The sequence below is a fragment of the Kribbella sp. NPDC023972 genome (genome assembly GCF_040639075.1).
In the GTDB taxonomy this organism is placed as follows: domain Bacteria; phylum Actinomycetota; class Actinomycetes; order Propionibacteriales; family Kribbellaceae; genus Kribbella.
Window position 1 is genome coordinate 133,622 of the sequence record NZ_JBEZZH010000010.1, and the last position, 17,818, is coordinate 151,439.

Here is a 17,818-nt window from a genome sequence, read left to right on the forward strand (position 1 = left end):
AAGTCTGCTCGGTCTCGCTGAGGTCAGGACACCTTCTCGACGAACGCGAGGGCAGCCTTCTTGGCTTGCTCGCGCATCGCCTGCGAGAGCGCGTTCGCTCCCACCCAGCCGAGTTTCATCTCTATCTGGACCGTTCCGTCAGCCTGGATCTGCCGAGGGTTGCCCTGCTGCTCGATGTCCTTCAGGTCGGTGCTCATCGGGACCAGGATTGCGAGGTCCTGGAATGCATTGACCATCCTGGCGAGCGCGTCTTCCAGGAGGGGGAGGTTCACGTGTGTGTCGGCTCCGGCCCACGGGTCGACGCTGCGATCGAGAGATGCATGGCTGGCCCACTTGTTCCGCAGGTGGCGCACGTATTTCAGCGACAACACTGTGTCGGCGTTGGTCGTCGAGCGGATGTGGTCGAGAAGGCTGAGGGCGGCCTCTGCCTCGTCGTCGGGATTCTGTGCGATTTTGCGCTTCAGGTCCTCGCCGAGGGCATCGAGCGCGTGAGGGATCGACGCCGTTCGCCCAGTCAGGTCGATAGTGGTCGCGACCCCGATGACCGCGCTGCGGAGCAAGCTCTGCGTCACTGTCTCGGAACCTCTGCGCAGATGCCCTTCCTGGGTCTCGGCGAGGGCTTCCAGAGCGGGACATGCCTGCTTGGCGAAGTAGTAGGTGTAGACGGCATCGGTGAGCAGGTTGAGTAGAGATCGTTCGACGCGATGAGCCGTCCCCAGAGCCTCAACCCCCGCCTTGAGGGGCTCGTTGATCATCGGGTCGCCGACGATGGTCGGCAGTTCTGCTGGGTCGAACTCCGAGGCGAAATCGCTCAGCTTCATGCCGAACAGACTAGAGAGATCCTGCCTCCGCCCGCTCGCGCGATGAGAGCGCTGACTCTGCATATCCATCGGACCGAAGCCCGCGCAACGCAGCCCTCCTCCGGTCAACCCCAACAGGCGAACCCGATATGGCCCACGTATAGATCAGCTCAGCAAGGTGAACCCGACGCGCTTCCACGCGTATCGAGAGCGCGGCACCGGTGGCAACATCATCAAAGCAATCTCAGATTGGCTACCAAGATCTGAGATCGAGAAGATCTCGACAGTTCCCTCCACCGATGAGGCCTGCACAGTACGATGCGGCGAGAGTCCAAGGGAGGGGCCCGGGCGATGATGCAGCGGCTCACCAATGAGGATCCGGCGGAGATCGGTCCTTACCGGCTTATCGCCCGGATCGGGCAAGGCGGAATGGGCGTCGTCTATCTCGCCGAATCGGACGGCGGCGAGAACGTCACGGTGAAGGTCCTACGGCCCGACCTGGAACGAGATCCAGCATTCTTGACCAGGTTTCGCCGAGAGGTCGAGATCTATCAGCGGGTCGGCGGGGTGTGCTGCGCTCACTATCTCGACGCCGACGCGGACGCCTCGCCGCCATGGCTGGCAACCGAATACGTGGCTGGACCGACCCTGGCTGAGCACGTCGGCACCCGCGGTGCGATCTCCGGTCCCATGCTGACCGGGCTCGCCGCGGGTATCGCCGAAGGACTCGCCGCAATCCACAGCACCGGCCTGGTCCACAGGGATCTCAAACCGGCGAACGTCATCCTTAGCCCCGAAGGTCCGCGCCTCATCGACTTCGGGATCGCCTACCACCCCGACACAACATCCCTGACTGCGCCGGGCACCGTAGTCGGGTCCCCCGGCTGGATGGCACCCGAGCAACTGTGCGGCGCCGACATCGGGCCGGCCGCGGACGTGTGGGCCTGGGGAGCAACCGTCGCCTACGCCGCTACCGGGCGGCCGCCGTCGGTACAGGGCCGGCACCTGAGATCGCCCAGCGAATCCTGTCCGGCTTACCTGATCTTGTCGACGTCCCCGTGTCAGTTGCCGAACGCGTACGAGCGGCACTCAATCCAGACCCGCACGCACGCCCAGCGGCGGCTGACCTTCTTGCCGCTGCCACGAACTCCACGGCCCCGGACGCGATCACCGCAGTCCTCGCTGACACATGCACCGCCAGAACAAAACCCTCATCCTCCCACCACCCAGGAAATCCCGGCGCCGACGCTGGCTACTCACCGCCGGCGCGGCAGCAGCGGTCGTTGCCCTGGTCGTAGTGGTCGCCAGCCTGCGTCCCGCCGGCGGTACGCCGACGTCGCGACCGACCGCCACACCCACAACAACTGTGCCCCAGACCGCCACGGGCGCAGCCACATCCCGGCCACCAAGCTCGCCGGCACCGACACCATCAACAGACCAGTGGTCGATGACGAACTTCCGGCCGTCGACCGCCGAGCCCTCGATCTCCGACACCTTCCGGGCATTTTCCGAACAGCCCAACTACATACCGGAATTCCCGCTCACAATGAACGGGTGCTCGACTCGGGCCATGCGAACGCACTGGCGCAGCCTCGGCCAGGAGGTAATCATCGGCACGATGGACTACTCCGACACGCCAGAGACCGCCACCCAGTCAGACGCGACGGAACTGACCACGGCGACGAGCGGCTGGATCGACACCGGCGGCTGTGAGCAACCGGTCTTCTTCGTCCCCGCGAACGCCACCAGCACCCTCGTCGACATCACCATCGAAACCCGGATCTTCGACGCTGCTCCCTAGCCATGGTCCTGCGGTGGTCACCCGGCGCGGCGTGACTGGTCCAGCAACAGACCCGGGCTCGGCCAGCCAGACAGCATCTCCGCGACGAAGTTCGTAGGTTCCTCAACCTCTACACGGACGCAATCTCCCTGAAAGAAGCGGCGGTGTTAAGCGGAGCAGCTGAGCTCGCGCCCAGAGATCCTGCGCTCGTGCCCAACAAGCGCCAACACGAGTTCAAGTCTAAGGACGACTCCGACTATCGAGCTCAGATCAAGGAGGCTGAACAGGTACGCCACCCGTTCTCACTCTGGCCAGGCTTGGCAAGTGGGCGGCAGGTCGCGGCCTAGACCCGAACACCAACGTTCATCCTCGCGATTTGGTGCTCCAACGTGCGGACCGTGACCTCTTGGTCGAGGCAAAAGTCTTCCCCGCCAGGCAGGCCCAAGGACGCCCTGCGCGCATGTATCGGACAGCTCTTCGAGTATCGCCACGTCTACGACGACAACAATCCCGGCCTGGCGGCGGCCCTGTCCGAGCACTCAGGGCACACCTACATCGACCTCCTCACTAACTTGGGCATCGCAGTCGTCTGGCCCCACGGTGCGAGCATCTGGCAAGGCAGTGAGCTCGCTCGCCATTTCCTGCTGGTCGACTGACCCCTCGCCAACGGGGGTGATCCTTCCTGCGGCCAACTACCGTGATCCGGTCAACCTGCAGGCTCGCGCCGGTCAGCATGTTGCGGATCCGGATCTCGCGCCGGGCCCAGTTCGTCACGCCGGCGCCTAAGCCGATGAAGCCGGCGACACCGTCGCCTTCGCAGGCGTCGACGTAGCGCAGGGTGAAACCGGCGCTGCGGATGTCGGCCTCTACGCGGGCGATCCGTTCGGCGTACGGGGCGTTGAGGCGCGCCGCGTCGGCATCGAGCATCCGGCGGCAGGCCCGGCAGGTGACCGGCTGGTCCTGGCCTGTGGCCGGGCCGACGGTCACACCGCAGCGGGACAGCACGGGTGCGTCGAAGGCATCGTTGCGGATCGCGTGGACGCGGAAGCCGTTGCGGGAGTGAGCTCGGCGCCCGTACATGAGTTCGGCCTCGGCGAGCGCGATCATCGGCGGCCGGTGTAGTCGTCGATCCACTCCAGACCGGCTCGGTCGAGTCCGAGTTTGGCGCGGGTGATCGCGACGTAGGCCAACATCGCCTCCTCGGGTGCCGGTGCGACCTGGCGGCCCTGCTCGTCGGGGCTCGGCTTGTGGAAATCGGTCGCGATCTGGACGGTGTTCCACTCGCGGCCCTTGGCTTTGTGGGCGGTCGACAACACGATGCGCGCTCGGTTCTCCGGGACCGACCGGTCGATGGCGGCCATGATCTCTTCGGCGCCGTAGGTGTCGATCAGCTTCACCGCGATGGCCAGGTCGCCGCCGCCGTGATCGTTCTCGACGTAGTCCTGGACCATCCCCCAGGAGGTGAACGCGCACAGTTCGGGGTGGCTGGTGCGTCCCTTGGTCTGCAGTTCGATCGCTGCTTCGGCCAGCCGGCGGACGTCGTTGCCGCCGCCGACGATCGCAGCGGGCACGCGGGCCTCGTGGAACTTCATCAGCCGGGTGACCGCCTCGGCGTTGCTGCGGCACAAAACGGCGTCCGGCCGGCTGATCGGGTGCAGTTTCGATGCGATCGCCGGTGTGCCGGTCAGACGGAGCTTGGCTGCGAGCAGCTCGAGCCACTTGTTCGCCTCGTCGGCGATCGCCGGACCGAACCGGAAGCTCTGGGTCAGGAACAGGCGGTGGTCGACGCGCATGCCGGCCATCGCGTCCTTCGCGCCGCGCCACCCGTAAATGGCCTGGCACGAGTCGCCAACGGCGACCTTCTGGGCGCCGGTCTGCCGGTTGAATACCTTGGCCACGACCGGGGCGGAGTCCTGGGCCTCGTCCAGCAGAACATAGTCCCCAGGCAGCACGGGGTCGGTCAGCGCCCACATCTTGAGGTAGCAGTCGTGGGTGAATCGCAGCTCTCCGCTCGGGCGCGACAGATCGGCCCAGGCCTTGCGGGCCAGCGGCAGCACCACCTTGACCAGCGCGTCGCGGTCGGCCTTGTCTTCTGCGCCGTTGACTCGCGGCACATGCCAGTGCCCGATCTCGGCGTCCGCCGAGGTGCAGTATCTGCCGGCGGTCTCCATGGCGATCCGGGCCAGCTGGTACGACGTGATCATCCGGTCCGGGCCGAGTTTCAGTACCTCGTTCACGCCGAGAATCCGTGCGGTCTGGTACGCCGGCACGCGGGGTCCTTTGAGCCTCGCCTGCAGGGCGCGATACCCCCACTGGTCTGCCATCCACCGGTGGGCGAACCCGTGCGCGGTGCGGCAATCGACCGTCGCCGGGAACGACGCCTTCGCGTCCTTGGCGATCGCCGCGTTGTAGGCCACGTAGATCCCACGCAGTTTCGGCCGGGCTGCAGCCATCAGTTTCAGGGTCGAGGTCTTGCCTGAGCCTGCGCCGGCCTCGAGCACCATGTCGCTTCCCAGCGCGAAGGCCTCGACCGCGGCGAGCTGCTCGGCGGTCGCGCGGAACGATGTCGTCATCGCGGCGTCTCCGGGCTCTCGGGTGTGCGGTTCTTCAGCCACTCGGCGAACTCGCGGACCACTTCGAGATCGCCGGCTCCCGGGCTCCGGGGCCCACACATGATGCCCGCCGGGGCCGCCACTTCCTGATCGGCGGGGCGGGGTTCCCCGCGGGTGTCGCCACCCTCACGGTCGGGCGGGCTCGGGTCGGGTGTCATGATGTGGGCCCCTTCGTGTCCATGTCGCGTGGCTCGTGGGTTCTCGACGGCCGTCCCGGCTGCAATCCGGGCGGCCGTCTTTGCGTGTCAGCCGATCGTGCGGTTCAGGTGTTCTTCGATCTCGTCGAGGCTCTTGCCGTAGCCGCCCTCGGCTGCGAACACGACAGCGCCGTCCAGATCCACGAGCTGGTACGTCCCGTACCGGGTGGCTCGTCGATCGCGGACCCGCGCCTTCTGCAGCTCGAGGTCTTGCCGCTTGGCGGCACGGCTCGTCTTAGCTGTCCGGAGGGCCGCGCAGATGCGAGCAGCGCCCAGCGGGGGCGCCCTGATGCCAACGCGGAGCCGTCGTGCGGTGCGACGACCGGCGCCGATGCCGGCAGGACTGCGATGGTCGCTGATTGCGCGTTCCTGCGCCGGGCCGACCAGGGTGCTTCTCGCCGGCTCCCCCACTCCCGGACATCACGGCAGCGGTGCCGTGGGACGACGGCTCGTCGGTTCGGATCTCGTCGACGAGATCGGATTGGGGATCGAGGTCCTGCGCCGCCTGACCGAGAGTCGTCCAGCAGCCGTCGCAGACCACGATCGGCATCGGCAGTTCGTTTCGCCGAACGCCGCCCGGCCTCCCGCAGCTCACGCACGTCTCGCGCTGGGTCACCTCCTCGAACCATGTGGCCGGCGCGTGCTCGCAGTCCGGGTGATGCCCGAAGTCGTCCGCATCGCGGCCACAGCCGCGGCAGGCACCGAGCCGCACGTCGACGGCCAGCGTCGCCAGCGCGGTCCGGAAGGCGTCGTTGTGGTTGCCGTCGATCACGTCGACAGTCAGCTCGTTGGCCGCGCGAACCAGCGCTTCGGGCCCGTATCCCGCCTCGATGAACAGCGCTGTCCGGCGAATGATCCCCCGCCGGTAGTGCGCCTCGCACCGCACGAGCTCGGCCCGGAACCGCGGTAGCAACCGACCCGCAGCCGCCAGCGCCGACGGCGATGCCTGCCGACGCCCCTGGGTCACATCCCGCGAATCCGGCTTCTGGCTCGGCGAAGCCGTCGTCGCCGTCTCGCGCGTTACCTCCTGGACGTCCGCTACCGCGGAAGCCAGGAGAGATACGCCTTTAGGTACCCCAGTAGGTACAGAGGGTCCTGATTCCTGACAGGGGCGGCTCACGCTTTTTAATGGGGGCGGTTCATGATTCTTGAGCGGGGTCGAATCGGGGGATTCCGAGCTGCCGGAGGACGCCAGTGAGGGATCCAGGGCGGTGATCGACGCCTCCCCGTCGGAGGGGATTTCGGTCAGTACGCCGGCCTTCAGCAAGGCGCCACGGTGCCGGCGGGCAGTGGCTACGGACACGCCCCACTTCTTGGCCCACTCAGGCACAGACTTTGTCGTCGACGAGGCAGACCCCATGACGGCACGCCACCGCAACCACGCCAAGAAGCCGTGCTTGTCGATCACGCCATCTCGAACCATGTCGAACAGCTCCACCGGCGCCACGACGTACTCGACGGCGTTCTCGATCGACGGACGCCCCCACAACCGGTAGCGGGCCATGGTGCGCCGCCGCCGGGCGTCGTAATTGTGCTGAACGTCCAGCCAAGAGGTGCTCGCCGCGCCGCGGACCCATCCCGACAGCCGGTTCGCCACGACAGGAGACGCATCGCAGTCGCGCTCAATCCATCCCAGCTCGTAGGCAAGGTGGGCCTGCAGCACGCCCTCCACCACTCCCCCGGACGAAGCCCTAAGCCTCCGGGCGAGCATCGAGACGACCAGGACCGTCTCGGCCTTCTCCTTCAGCATCTCGACCGGGACCTGGACATAGCCGCGCCCCGGCTCGCGATACCGCATGGGAAGGGACTGAGCGACCTCGGCCACCGGCAGCTCGGTGCTCTCCACGCTGGACTGGAGTGCCGTCATGCGCTCTGCGCCATGTCGACGAACCGCGAGTAGTGACCCTGAAACGCGACAACGACATCAGCCGTCGGGCCGTTGCGATGCTTGGCAACAATCAGGTCTGCCTCGCCCGGCCGGGTCGATTCCCGCTCGTACGCATCCTCGCGGTGAACCAGGATGACGACGTCACTATCCTGCTCCAGGCTGCCCGATTCGCGAAGGTCAGAAGCCATGGGGCGCTTATCGGCACGTTGCTCCGAGCCACGATTCAGCTGGCAGATCGCAACAACAGGGATCTCCAGTTCCTTGGCCAGCAGCTTGATCGAGCGGGAGAACTCCGAGACCTCGAGCTGGCGCGACTCGACCTTCTTGCCCGACGTCATCAGCTGCAGATAGTCGATGACGATCAGGCGCAGGTCGTGGCGCTGCTTGAGGCGGCGGGCCTTGGCCCGGATCTCCATCATCGTCAGGTTCGGCGAGTCGTCGATGAACAACGGCGCCTCAGACACATCGCCCACTTTGCGGGCCAGCCGGGCCCAGTCCTCATCGGTCATCCGGCCGCTGCGCATGTGGTGCAGCGGCACCTTCGCCTCCGCCGACAGCAGTCGCATCGTGATCTCGTTGCGACTCATCTCCAGCGAGAAGATGCACGAGGTCAGACCGTGCTTAATGGATGCGGAGCGGGCGAAGTCTAGGCCCAGGGTGGAGTTGTGCGTGGGGATCATCGTCTTGCCGGCCAGGTACAGGTGGTCGGCGTTGTCCACCTCGACACAACGCACGGGGACTGATGGGATGGGACGCACGGCGACGACCATGCGCTGCCTCGCTTTGGGTCCACAAGGGTGGGCCCTCCCCGCCTTGCGTGCAAGGTGGAAGACCTGGTCGCTGGTCGCGAACCCGATCGTGTAGCAGGTCGATGATGCAGTCGTGCGACCTCGAACCTGCTTGATCCGCATCGTTGGCTTGTAGCCCAGGCTGCAAACAAGTTCGAAGACGTCCCGTGCGAGCCTCTCGTTGGTGTTGGCGAACTCAACGCGATCGCTGGATGCGTGACCGTCCGTATCAAGCAGGCCAGCCAGCAGCTTCCGCCGTTGCTGCTCGCTCGCGCGAAGGTAGAGCACGGGGATGTGCTTGTTATTCAGGACCCCCAGCGAGCGAAGCCTCCCCTTGAACGTCTGAGCATCTGAGCAACGCCTACAGAGAGGTACCCGCTGTGAGTACGCGGGGCTGCCGCACTCAGAGCAGACGGGCACCGGCATCGTGCCCCGACCGGAGCACCTACGGCTGCAGAGCACGGAAGCGTGTGTGGAGGGAACGAATGCGCGTCCACAGACCGCGCAAGTGCGCTCTGGCAACTGATCCGGCACCGGCAGGCGCAGGCTGAACAGCAGGTCGCCGGCGGTCTTGGTCACGATTACGCCATCGGACTTGATACGTGCAACAACCTCTGAGTCGGCCGAAGTCAGCCTTGCGCCGGCGGAGTGGCCATCACCAAGCCATGCGCCGAAGGTGTACGGCGGAAGCGGGAGCTCTCGATCAGGAAGCTGCAGCGCCGCGCAGGTGTTGATCGCGTGGTTGAGACGGCTCTCGGTGGCGGACTCATGCCTAAGCGAGGCCGCGATCTGGGCCGTTGTGACCACTCGCGAATGTGAGTGCGGGTTCCAGCTGCCGACCGGACGACTGACATGCTCGGCCAACGCTTTCAGGAGCAAGTGACGCGAGTAGACCGGTGTGGCCCAGGTGTACTTTGTGCCGGAAGCTCTCTCGAACTGTCGTGGCAGGCGGGTCACCATCGGGACTTGTCGAAGTATCACCGATCGAAGAACGTGCCGGAACCTCAGGCCGGCCTCATCGATAAGCTCGCTGGCGCTCACGAGCTGGTCCGGCCCTTGCGCTGCAGAGGCAGCAAGCGTAGTTACTCGCTCAACGTCGCACAGTGGAAAGTGGAGCCTGGATGGCCGACGCTCGCTGGCGGCCCGCCGGGAGGCGCGAGTCGTCGTAATCCACTGATGCTCAGCGTCAGCGACGATCGAGCTGCCATCCGAGAACTCCACGGAATAGCAGGGACGATCGTGCAGAACCTCCGTGGCAGCGACGACCTGAGTCGGATGACCGTCTGCTCCTAGAAGCTGGTCGCCGACCGCGACCTCGCCCATCGTGGTCCAGCCGGTCGGCGTCGGCAGCGGCGTGTCGAGCGCCAGCGCCTTTCCCATCGCGGGACGGCCGGCGACGATGATCATCTGGCCGGGATGCAGACCGTTGGTCAGCTCGTCGAGGTCGGCGAACCCTGTCGGTATGCCGATCATCTGGCCGCCACGGCCCGCGATCGCCTCGATCTCGTCCATCGTCGACTCAAGCAACGAGCCGACCGGCGCGTAGTCCTCGGTGGTGCGCTTCTCGGTGACCTGGTAGATCTCCGCCTGCGCCTCGTCGACGACGTCGTCGACCTCGCCCTCACCGGCGTACCCGAGCTGGACGATCTTGGTTCCCGCCTCGACCAGGCGGCGCAGGATCGCCTTCTCCCGGACGATGTGGGCGTAGTAGCTGGCGTTCGCGGCGAGCGGGACGGAGGCGACCAGGGTGTGCACGTACGGCGCGCCGCCGATCCGGCTCATCTCGCCGCGCTTGGTCAGCTCGGCCGCGACGGTGATCGCGTCGGCGGGCTCACCGCGGGCGTACAGGTCGGTGATCGCGTCGAAGACGATCTCGTGCGCCGGCCGGTAGAAGTCGGTGCCGCGCAGCGTCTCGATGACGTCGGCGATCGCGTCCTTGCTGAGCATCAGCGCGCCGAGCACGCACTGCTCGGCGGCCAGATCCTGGGGTGGAGCCTTCGTAGCAGGCAGGTGGTCGTACCCGTAGTCGGGTCCTATCGGCTGTGCGGACATCTCACCTCCCGACGAAGGGGGTGGTCCGCGGCGCCGCCGATGAGGCGTGCTGCGTGGTCAACGGTGGTCTCCTTGGCGTGACACAGAAGGTGTGATCACAACCTGTGACGATGGCGTCACGAGGCGACGAGGCACCGACACGCTGACCAGAGTCTGCTTTCTGTCCAACGCGGATCGGTGTTACCGTTGAGAGACAAAAGAATGGTTTGAGATCTACTGGGTCTGGCGATTCGCACTCGTCCAAACTCTGTATTGCGATCTCGGTTCTTCTCAACGGCGCCGGCTCCCTCGTGGGGCCGGCTTCGTGTTTAGTTGTGGTCTTGCGGGTCGCTGGTGGCGACTCCTCTCCCCTAGCTGCCGGTTGCGGCGAACTCGGGTAGTGGCTCGGGCGTGAAAGCTGGCTGGAACGGTCGTGGGGTGACGCGCCGAGGCACGTCGAATCCATGGGCTTGAGCGACGAGGGCAGCAAGGTACGGAGCGCGCTCCATGCCCTGCCGACGCGCGACATCGTCGATGTGCTCGGCAAGGTTGCGAACCAGGCGGCAGCGCAGCTTCGAGGTTGTTCCGGTGTGCGGTACCGGACTAGCCGGGACAATGTCGAAGGTGCCGACCTGGTCGACCTCACTGCGGGGGAAGCCGTGGAGGTCTTCAAGCAGCGTGCACAGATAGGCGTTCTGTGTGAGGCCTTGCGACTCCGCGACGTGAACGACGTGGTCAACCAGCCCCTTGGGGGCACGAGCAGGCACGAAGACGCGGTCACCCTTGTAAGGGCGGCCGCCGCGAGATTGCTCAGCTCGGACTGACATAGGACGCTCCCGTTGGTTTCAGAAACCACTTGCCATGTAGGAACCCTGCCAGACCAGGTTTCTGAAACCATGCACCGACACGCCGTGTCTCTCAGCAGCTCCATATCTGGAGAAGGCCGCTTTTCAGGCCGATCTGTGACAGCGATGTCTGAACTTTTTGTCCACGCACCTGCTGAGGAACGCTCAGGGGCTGTTGCGAGGACCTCCGGCCCGCTGCGTCCGCGCTTCTTGGAGCACTCGTTGCTGCAGGTCCGGATCGGACATCCACAGGTCAATCAACGCACGGATGATCGGAGCTGCATCCGTTCCGTCTGATTGTTTTGCTGAGAGCAGCGCATCATGACTGGAGTCATCCAGTACCAGGGTGAGCCGGACCGTGTAACGGCGATGTCCACTTCGGACATCGATCGTCGCGCTGTCCTTCAGTGCGATCTCCCGTGCGGCCCTCCGCAACTGTGCGTCCTGTCGCCAGACGGCGATCAGCGCTCGAAGTCGTTGCTGCGCCGCGACTCCGTCACCGGCCCTACCGGCCTTGAGCGCATCGCTCTGGGCCGGCGTTAGTTCCGGCGTCATCCGGCCCATCGTTCACTCCGAGGCTCGTACCAGCAGGCGTCGCCAGAGGTTACCCCCGGGCCCCCTTCAAACGCAGCCCTGCGCACCGCCGCCGGGTCAGTTGTCCGAAACAACTACCTGGATCTCTCCGACGCTCAGGGTCGTGTTTTGAGTGAAGTCGAGCGGGATGGTGCCAGTTTGTCCGCCAGCCGCCCAGTCGAGCTCCCAGTACGAGGTTGCAGTGATCCGGTACTTGCCGCCTGGCTCGGACTTGGAGATCTTCGTGTACTTGTACCCGCAGGTCGGAGACTCCGCTACTCCGTACGAGGACGAGTACGGGGTTCCTGGTCCACAGCTTGTGGTGTGACCGTCTCCAAGGTTCCAAACAATCTTCGTCATTTTGGCGTCGATCGTGACGCCGATGCCCTGATAAGTCTTCGAGACGTGCTGGGGTCCAACGGTGACTCCGCTCGGATCCTTCGCCCACAACCAGACCGGGACGCCGACATATCCAACGCCGGCCGGTCCGGACATCTTCTGTGAGATGCCGATTTTGATGGCCTCGAAGGTCATCGAGGCGGCGACAGCTCGGGCGGCTTCCTCCGGGGTGATCGTCGGAAGATCTCCAGGAAGCCAGATGACAGTGTCATCGAACGTGGCCACCCGGGGATCCATATCTGTTGCGCCAGTCACATATGCGCAGGTGTAAGGCTTGTAGTTGGGGCCAGGCCGGGGCCCTCCGGGATCGGCGGCGGGCTTCACGTAGCACTCCTGAGGTGCGTAGTAGGTCCCGATGCCGGGGATCGAGCACGGGATGGGAATCCCGTTCCAACTCGCCTTGCATTGCCCCGCCTGGTGGTTGCTGCCTTCATCGCCGGGATCATTGCTGCCCGGCTGGCCTGGGTCACCAACTTCGATGACACAGTTGCCGAAAACGTCCGTGGTCTCGCAAGTCGTCGCGGCAGCATGCTGGCCGGTGGCAACGAGCAGGCCAAAGAGCAGCCCAAGGGCGATGAGTGTCCTCTTGATCATGCGCAGCTCCTCCCTGGCTTGTTGCTGAACTCTTTGACTTTCCAGGTGCCGCCGATGAGGGACATGGCGACAGTGTCATTGAGATATGGCAGCCGATTCGGGCTCACGAGTGACTTCCCAGTCTTGTCGACGCCGGCGGCCTTGCGCACGTCCTCACACACAGCGAGCGTGATGCTTGTGATTACCCCGCTGGCATTGGGGACACCAACAGAGGTGGGCTTGATCGACAAGATGGTCGACGGGGTGATAAGCCGCCGACCCTTCTGCTTGTAGTAGACGTTGGCCATCCACTGGTCTTGGGTGAGCTGAGATCCCGTTGCAACTGACGCGAGTTTGGCTGGTGTCGCGCTGGCACCGCTCGACTTTCCGACCTCGTTCTGAACTGCTACCCACCGTTTGTAGCCATCAGTCGCGCCCGCAATCGCCACCTGGTCGGGTGAGGCTGAGGGTGTCGGTGACGGGGAACTCGGGGTACTGGTCGTGTTGCTTATCGGCGTCGAGGACGGAGCAGGTGTCGGAGTTGCCTTGTCACCGTTGCATCCCACGAGGACGATGCTGGCGAGTGCGAGGGTCAGAACGCCGCCAGTTCCCACGGCTATGCCGCTCCAACTGTGGAGACCGCGCAGAGCAGTCCCGCCGCCGCGGTTGTGCAGTGACATCCGGTTACCTTCAGTAGTTGAAGCGTCACCGTTCATCAGGCCTTGAGGCGGTGTCGGCTTGTCCAGCATGTTGTTCGGCTCCTGCTGCTCGTGGTCTGTTGGTTGGGTTATGCGTGGTTGCGCCGGCGGGTCTGTTCGATTTCGGTCATGAGTTCGAGCGTTTCGGGGTCGAGGTCGATATCGAGGTCACGGACGGTCTGGTTGAGCCGGTCGACGACGGCGCGTATGCCGTCTGTGTTGCCTGCGGCCCGTTCGACTCGCAGCTCTGCCCGGGCGAGGTATTCGTCGTGCTGGAGGCCGGCCTGGTAGGCGGTGGTGATCGCCCATCGCGCTTGGCTGATGTCGTGAGTTTCGAGCGATCGTTCGGCGGCGAGCAGGGCTGTGTCGCGGATCTTCGCGGAGATCTGGTCGGAGTGGTAGGACGCCCAGGAGTAGAGCTGCGGGGTGCCGCTGGACATCGGGCGTCCCTTGACGAGCTTCAGCGCCTCGACGAGGTTGCGGGTCGGTGAGGTGTTGATGCCGCCCTTGGTGAGTTCGTTGAAGTGGTCCCAGTCGGAGCGGAAGTCGGGGTGGAGGCGGTACTTCTTGCCGACGGCGGCCGGCAGGTAGTCATCGCCGTCTGGTGCCTCTCCGAGCCAGGAGCGGAGCCGGGACAGGACGCTGAGGCGGTAGGAAGAGGTGATGACGAGGGTGTCGTCGATGACTGTGCCCGGCGTTCCGTTGGGGTGCAGGGCGAGGAAGACTGCCAGGCGGCGGCAGACCTCGCTGCGTTTCTGTTCGATGTTGCCGGTGGCACCGTGGATCTCGACTGGTCCGAGCATCTGCAGCCAGGGCCCGGTCGGAGGGAACTGAGGAACGTCCAGCGGTGCGTGGAGGTGAGTGACCTCGGCGTCCTGACGCTCTTGCTCCGCTGCCTTGTCGGCGGTAACGATGGGCGACGGTGAGATGGAGACGACTTCTGCGGACGGCTCCGGTTGGGCCGGGGCGGTGTCCTCGTCGAGGTCGTGGTCCCACCAGTCTGCGGGCTCGGTGTCTGTCCGGGCGGCCGCGCGGAGAAGCTTGATGACGGAGTCGTACTCGGGTCCGCCGAGCATCTGCGGCTGCAAGTCGAGACCGATCGGATCCAAGGTCGCCTGCTTGGGGTCGGTGATGCGCAGGTTCCACTCGGTCAGCGGGTCGCCGGTGGCGGTCACGGCTGCGACGGCGACTCTGGGGAGGCTGGTGACGAGCCCGGTGAGCCGAGCACGCTCGTCGTCGGTGAGATCGGTGGCGATCAGGACGACCTCGGGCGTCAGGGCATCCGCGCTGTCTGGGTCGAGCCGGGCATCTCCGAGCGAGGCCTGGCCGGCCTCGACAAGGTGGTCGCGGTGGCGGTCAGCGCGTCGCTGCAGAGCTGCTAGGAGGTTCGTTGCGCCATCGATGTACCGGATCCGTCCCGCGCCGAGAGCATTGGCGAGGTCTTCCAGATCGCCGACGATGGTGACGCGAAGGTCGTCTGCCCAGGTGGAGGTGGCGAGCTCGACGCTGATGGCCGCCAGGACGGCGCGGGCGACGTCGGGATTGGGCGTGGTGATTGCGAGGGCCGCGGTCTGCTCGAGGTCGACCAGGACGTGGGCGCTCTGCTTGTCGTGGCCGATCGTGACGAGGGTTGGCCACGGTGCCGGCATGGTTTCGAGCACTTCGGTGCTCTGCAGGAGCTGGTCGACGTCGTCGATGCTGATGACCCAGCTGCCCGCCCCCAACCCGACGCTGAAAGGTGCGGGTGGATTGTGGTCCGGGGCTCGCAGGCGGAGCTCGATGGAGCTGTCGGACATGTGGACGCTGACCAGCTGCGGCAGCGAGCGATCGGCGTCGTCAAGGGCACTGGCCAGCGCCCGGAGTACCAGGTTGAGCCGGTCAGCCGTGAGGGGCTCGGCCACTGTCCGGAGCTGAGCTTCGGTCGTGCGGGTCTCGGCAGGAGGCGCCGGAATTGCCTGACCAGGTCGCCGGTGAAGAAGCTGCAGCGTTTTGCGGGCGGTGAGCAACGCGACCAGTCCGGCTGCAAGGAGCACGCCGGCGCCACCTGCGGTGCGGATGGGGAAACCGGCTTGGGCGACCTGTGGCTCCGTCTCGGCCGACACCAGCGTCGGCTGGATTACCTGCGGCGGGCTCTCGCTGCGATCCGTGGCCTGCGGCGTGACCGTGGCGGGGGGCTGACTCTGCTGAGCGCTGGGTGTTGCCGTCGCCTCCGGGGTCACCTCGGTCTGAGTTGGCTGGGTGGGCTGTGCGGTGGCGGTCGGCTCGGCGGTCGGGCGCGCTGTGGGCTGCTGCGTAGGTGTGGCCGGCTTGGGCGGCTTCTCGCTGGCCGGCGGCGTGACCTTCTTGCCCTGCTCAACCTTCTTCGGCTCGCTGGGCTGGACCTGCTGCTTGGTCTCGTGCTCAGTCGGCTTCGCGTTGGCTGCGGGCAAGGTCAGATGCCAGCCCGGCTGGATGAGGTCGGGATCGGTGAGATGCCCGCCGTCGGGCTGGGGCTGTCCCTGATTCGCTTTGGCGATCGCCGGCCACGCGTGGGCATTGCCGAGCTGGTCCTCGGCGATCTCCGACAGCGTGTCGCCCTTCTTGACGGTGTAGTCCCCGGCCGGTGCGGCTGGCTTGGCCGTGGGGGCGATGGGCAACTGAATGACCTGGCCGGGTTCGATGTCGTGGATGTCGGTGATGTGCGGGTTCGCGGCTGCGATGCTTCGGTACTTGAGGCCGTCGCCATACTCGCGCTCGGCGATCCCCCACAACGTGTCGTCGGCCTTCACGGTGTACGGCGTGGTGGTGGGATGGGCTGGGGCCGAGTGCCTGACCGGTGCGGCCGCGGACGCGGCTTGCGACCCCGCCGGCGGTTGTGAAGCGAGGGGCTCGGAGTTCTGCGGTGCGGAGGTCTGGGTGCTACCAGGGTGGGCAGAGGCGATCGTCGTCGGCGGAGGGGCAGGGCTGTGATCGACGGCGGCCGACGCGGTGGTCGCGAAGGTAGGCGCGACGAAGAGCGCGATCACCGCGGTCACGAGGCCTGCGGTGACTCGCTGACCTCCACCGAAGACGGGCACTCGCCATGGGCGACGGGTCAGTTGCGCGGCGAGCTCGACAAGCATCGACACGGTGAAATAGGCCCAGGCGATCCATGCAACCCACAGCAGGAACCCGAGAAAGAGCTGGCCGGTGTCCTGGGAGGTTAGGAGGTCGGCCAGTTCACCGAAGCCTGGCCACTGATCTGGCAGCGGGTTGCCCCCGATGGTGATCAGGAACAACGGGACGCCGGCCACGATGACTGCCAGGCCGACGAGGGCCACGAGTCCCTTCAGGACGCGGGTCATGCGTGAATTCCTTCCTGCGCCTGCTGCTGGGTGAAGTGCATCAGAACCCTCCCTGCGCCAGGCGTGCGGTTGCGTGGCCGTGCACGGTGAACTCTGTGATGCCGACCATGCTGAGGAAGGCAGTGGACTGCCGGGTGGTGGTTGACACCGTCAACGTTGTGCCGTTGACCGAAACGCTGCCTTCGACTCCGGCCGCGGCCAGGCTGCCCCGGGCCGCGGACGCGGCTCTGCCGCTGTCGACGGACAGTTCGGATTGGCCGGTCAAGGCAGAACTGCTGATGGCCTGGCCTCCGGCCCGGGCGGCATCTTCGGCCGCGGCATCGGCGTGGCGCTGGGCGCTGACTTGGCGCGATCCGTCGACGACCAGACCGATGGCGGCGAAGAGGCCGACGACCACGACTATGAAGAACAGTGACAGGGAGCCGCGTTCGTCGCGCCGCTTGGGTAGGAGGCGGTCGGTCATCGTCTCTCCCGGTACTGGTCGATTGCGCTGCGTCCGTCAGCTGTGAAGGTCATCGACTTGTGCAATCCGGGAACGAGGAGATCTGCCAGGTCGACGGTGCATTCGACGTGTGTGGTGACGGAGGCTGGCACGCCGATTGGGGCAGAGAATCCGCTGGTGTTGATGTCGACGACGCGCGATGAGCATTGGACGTTTTGCCCGCGCAGCGTCGAGTCGGCCACGGCGTTGGCCTCGTCGCGCGCTGATTCTGCTGTGCGGGCGATCGAGGCAGCCCGGGCGGCCGCGTTGGCTGCGTCTTCGACTGACGTCTGGGCCAGCGCGATACGCCCTGCTGCGACTAGGAGCCCGACGATCGCGACCAGTCCGGTTCCGAGTATTGCCAGTTCGAGTGAGAGGGATCCTCGCTCGTCGGTGCGGCGCTGACGCGGCTTGATGGTCATCAGTTGTCCTCCGGTGAGGTGATTCGTTCCCGGGGGCTGGTGACTGTTTGGCTGATGTTGAAGATGCGCCAGTTCGTGAGGATGACTGCGGCCTTGCCGGTGACCGTGACGGTGACGGTTTCGGCGTCTCTGGAGACCGAGACGTTGCTGTCGCGCAGCACGTCGGAGTTGCGTGACAGGACGGTCTGGGCGGCTGCACTTCCCTGGCCGGTGCTTGCGTTCTCAGCCCGTGCCGCCGCCGCGGCTTCGTTCGCGGCCGCAGTGGCGACCGTGCGTGCGTGGTACCAGACCGCACCTTGGACGACGCCGAACACGATCAGCAAGACCATGGGCATGAGGATGGCCACCTCGAGCGAGGCGGACCCACGGTCGGATCTACTGCGTGCTGGCTTCGTCATGAGCAGATGT

At 65.8% G+C, this 17,818-nt stretch carries 14 protein-coding genes and 1 pseudogene; 3 read left to right on the forward strand and 12 right to left on the reverse strand.

Going from position 1 to position 17,818, the window contains the following annotated elements; genetic code table 11:
• Nucleotides 1-23: 23 nt before the first annotated feature.
• A complete protein-coding gene (locus AB0F43_RS31595) occupies nt 24-821 on the reverse strand; it encodes a hypothetical protein (protein ID WP_360485109.1) in 798 nt (265 codons plus the stop codon).
• Nucleotides 822-1,154: 333 nt separating this feature from the next.
• Here AB0F43_RS31595 and AB0F43_RS31600 point away from each other — a divergent pair.
• A pseudogene (locus AB0F43_RS31600) lies at nt 1,155-1,787 on the forward strand (serine/threonine-protein kinase); the annotation flags it as partial.
• A 583-nt stretch (nt 1,788-2,370) separates the two neighbouring features.
• A complete protein-coding gene (locus tag AB0F43_RS31605) occupies nt 2,371-2,601 on the forward strand; it encodes a hypothetical protein (RefSeq protein WP_360485428.1) in 231 nt (76 codons plus the stop codon).
• Between the two features lie 546 nt (nt 2,602-3,147).
• Here the strand turns inward: AB0F43_RS31605 and AB0F43_RS31610 are convergent.
• The 4 genes from AB0F43_RS31610 to dnaB form a co-directional block, all read right to left on the reverse strand.
• Complete coding sequence (locus AB0F43_RS31610) at nt 3,148-3,687, reverse strand: hypothetical protein (RefSeq protein WP_360485112.1); 540 nt, start codon at nt 3,685-3,687, stop codon at nt 3,148-3,150.
• The gene (locus AB0F43_RS31615) at nt 3,684-5,153 is read right to left on the reverse strand and encodes a UvrD-helicase domain-containing protein (RefSeq protein WP_360485115.1); all 1,470 of its coding nucleotides are present in this window, start codon (nt 5,151-5,153) and stop codon (nt 3,684-3,686) included. The genes AB0F43_RS31610 and AB0F43_RS31615 overlap by 4 nt, the downstream gene beginning before the upstream one ends.
• A gap of 471 nt (nt 5,154-5,624) precedes the next feature.
• Nucleotides 5,625-7,256, reverse strand: coding sequence for a hypothetical protein (locus AB0F43_RS31620; protein ID WP_360485118.1), 1,632 nt, complete (start codon nt 7,254-7,256; stop codon nt 5,625-5,627).
• Nucleotides 7,253-10,117 carry a replicative DNA helicase gene (dnaB, locus tag AB0F43_RS31625; protein WP_360485121.1) on the reverse strand — a complete coding sequence of 955 codons (2,865 nt, stop codon included), beginning with the start codon at nt 10,115-10,117 and terminating at the stop codon, nt 7,253-7,255. The genes AB0F43_RS31620 and dnaB overlap by 4 nt, the downstream gene beginning before the upstream one ends.
• 443 nt (nt 10,118-10,560) lie before the next feature.
• Here dnaB and AB0F43_RS31630 point away from each other — a divergent pair, with 443 nt between their 5' ends.
• The gene (locus tag AB0F43_RS31630; RefSeq protein ID WP_360485124.1) at nt 10,561-10,920 is read left to right on the forward strand and encodes a hypothetical protein; all 360 of its coding nucleotides are present in this window, start codon (nt 10,561-10,563) and stop codon (nt 10,918-10,920) included.
• A gap of 186 nt (nt 10,921-11,106) precedes the next feature.
• Here the strand turns inward: AB0F43_RS31630 and AB0F43_RS31635 are convergent, their stop codons facing one another.
• From AB0F43_RS31635 to AB0F43_RS31665, 7 genes are all read right to left on the reverse strand, one after another.
• The gene (locus AB0F43_RS31635; protein WP_360485127.1) at nt 11,107-11,505 is read right to left on the reverse strand and encodes a hypothetical protein; all 399 of its coding nucleotides are present in this window, start codon (nt 11,503-11,505) and stop codon (nt 11,107-11,109) included.
• Nucleotides 11,506-11,592: 87 nt separating this feature from the next.
• Complete coding sequence (locus tag AB0F43_RS31640) at nt 11,593-12,507, reverse strand: hypothetical protein (RefSeq protein WP_360485130.1); 915 nt, start codon at nt 12,505-12,507, stop codon at nt 11,593-11,595.
• Complete coding sequence (locus AB0F43_RS31645; protein WP_360485133.1) at nt 12,504-13,235, reverse strand: hypothetical protein; 732 nt, start codon at nt 13,233-13,235, stop codon at nt 12,504-12,506. Before AB0F43_RS31645 ends, AB0F43_RS31640 begins: the two co-directional genes overlap by 4 nt.
• Before the next feature lie 38 nt (nt 13,236-13,273).
• Entirely contained in the window at nt 13,274-16,507 is a 3,234-nt protein-coding gene (locus AB0F43_RS31650) for a LysM peptidoglycan-binding domain-containing protein (protein WP_360485136.1), read from the reverse strand.
• A 40-nt stretch (nt 16,508-16,547) separates the two neighbouring features.
• Nucleotides 16,548-16,970, reverse strand: a complete 423-nt coding sequence (locus tag AB0F43_RS31655; RefSeq protein ID WP_360485138.1) for a pilus assembly protein TadG-related protein — start codon at nt 16,968-16,970, stop codon at nt 16,548-16,550.
• On the reverse strand, nt 16,967-17,410 hold the full coding sequence (locus AB0F43_RS31660; RefSeq protein ID WP_360485141.1) for a pilus assembly protein: 444 nt from the start codon (nt 17,408-17,410) through the stop codon (nt 16,967-16,969). The genes AB0F43_RS31655 and AB0F43_RS31660 overlap by 4 nt, the downstream gene beginning before the upstream one ends.
• A complete protein-coding gene (locus AB0F43_RS31665; protein WP_360485144.1) occupies nt 17,410-17,808 on the reverse strand; it encodes a TadE family protein in 399 nt (132 codons plus the stop codon). The genes AB0F43_RS31660 and AB0F43_RS31665 overlap by 1 nt, the downstream gene beginning before the upstream one ends.
• Nucleotides 17,809-17,818 lie beyond the last annotated feature (10 nt).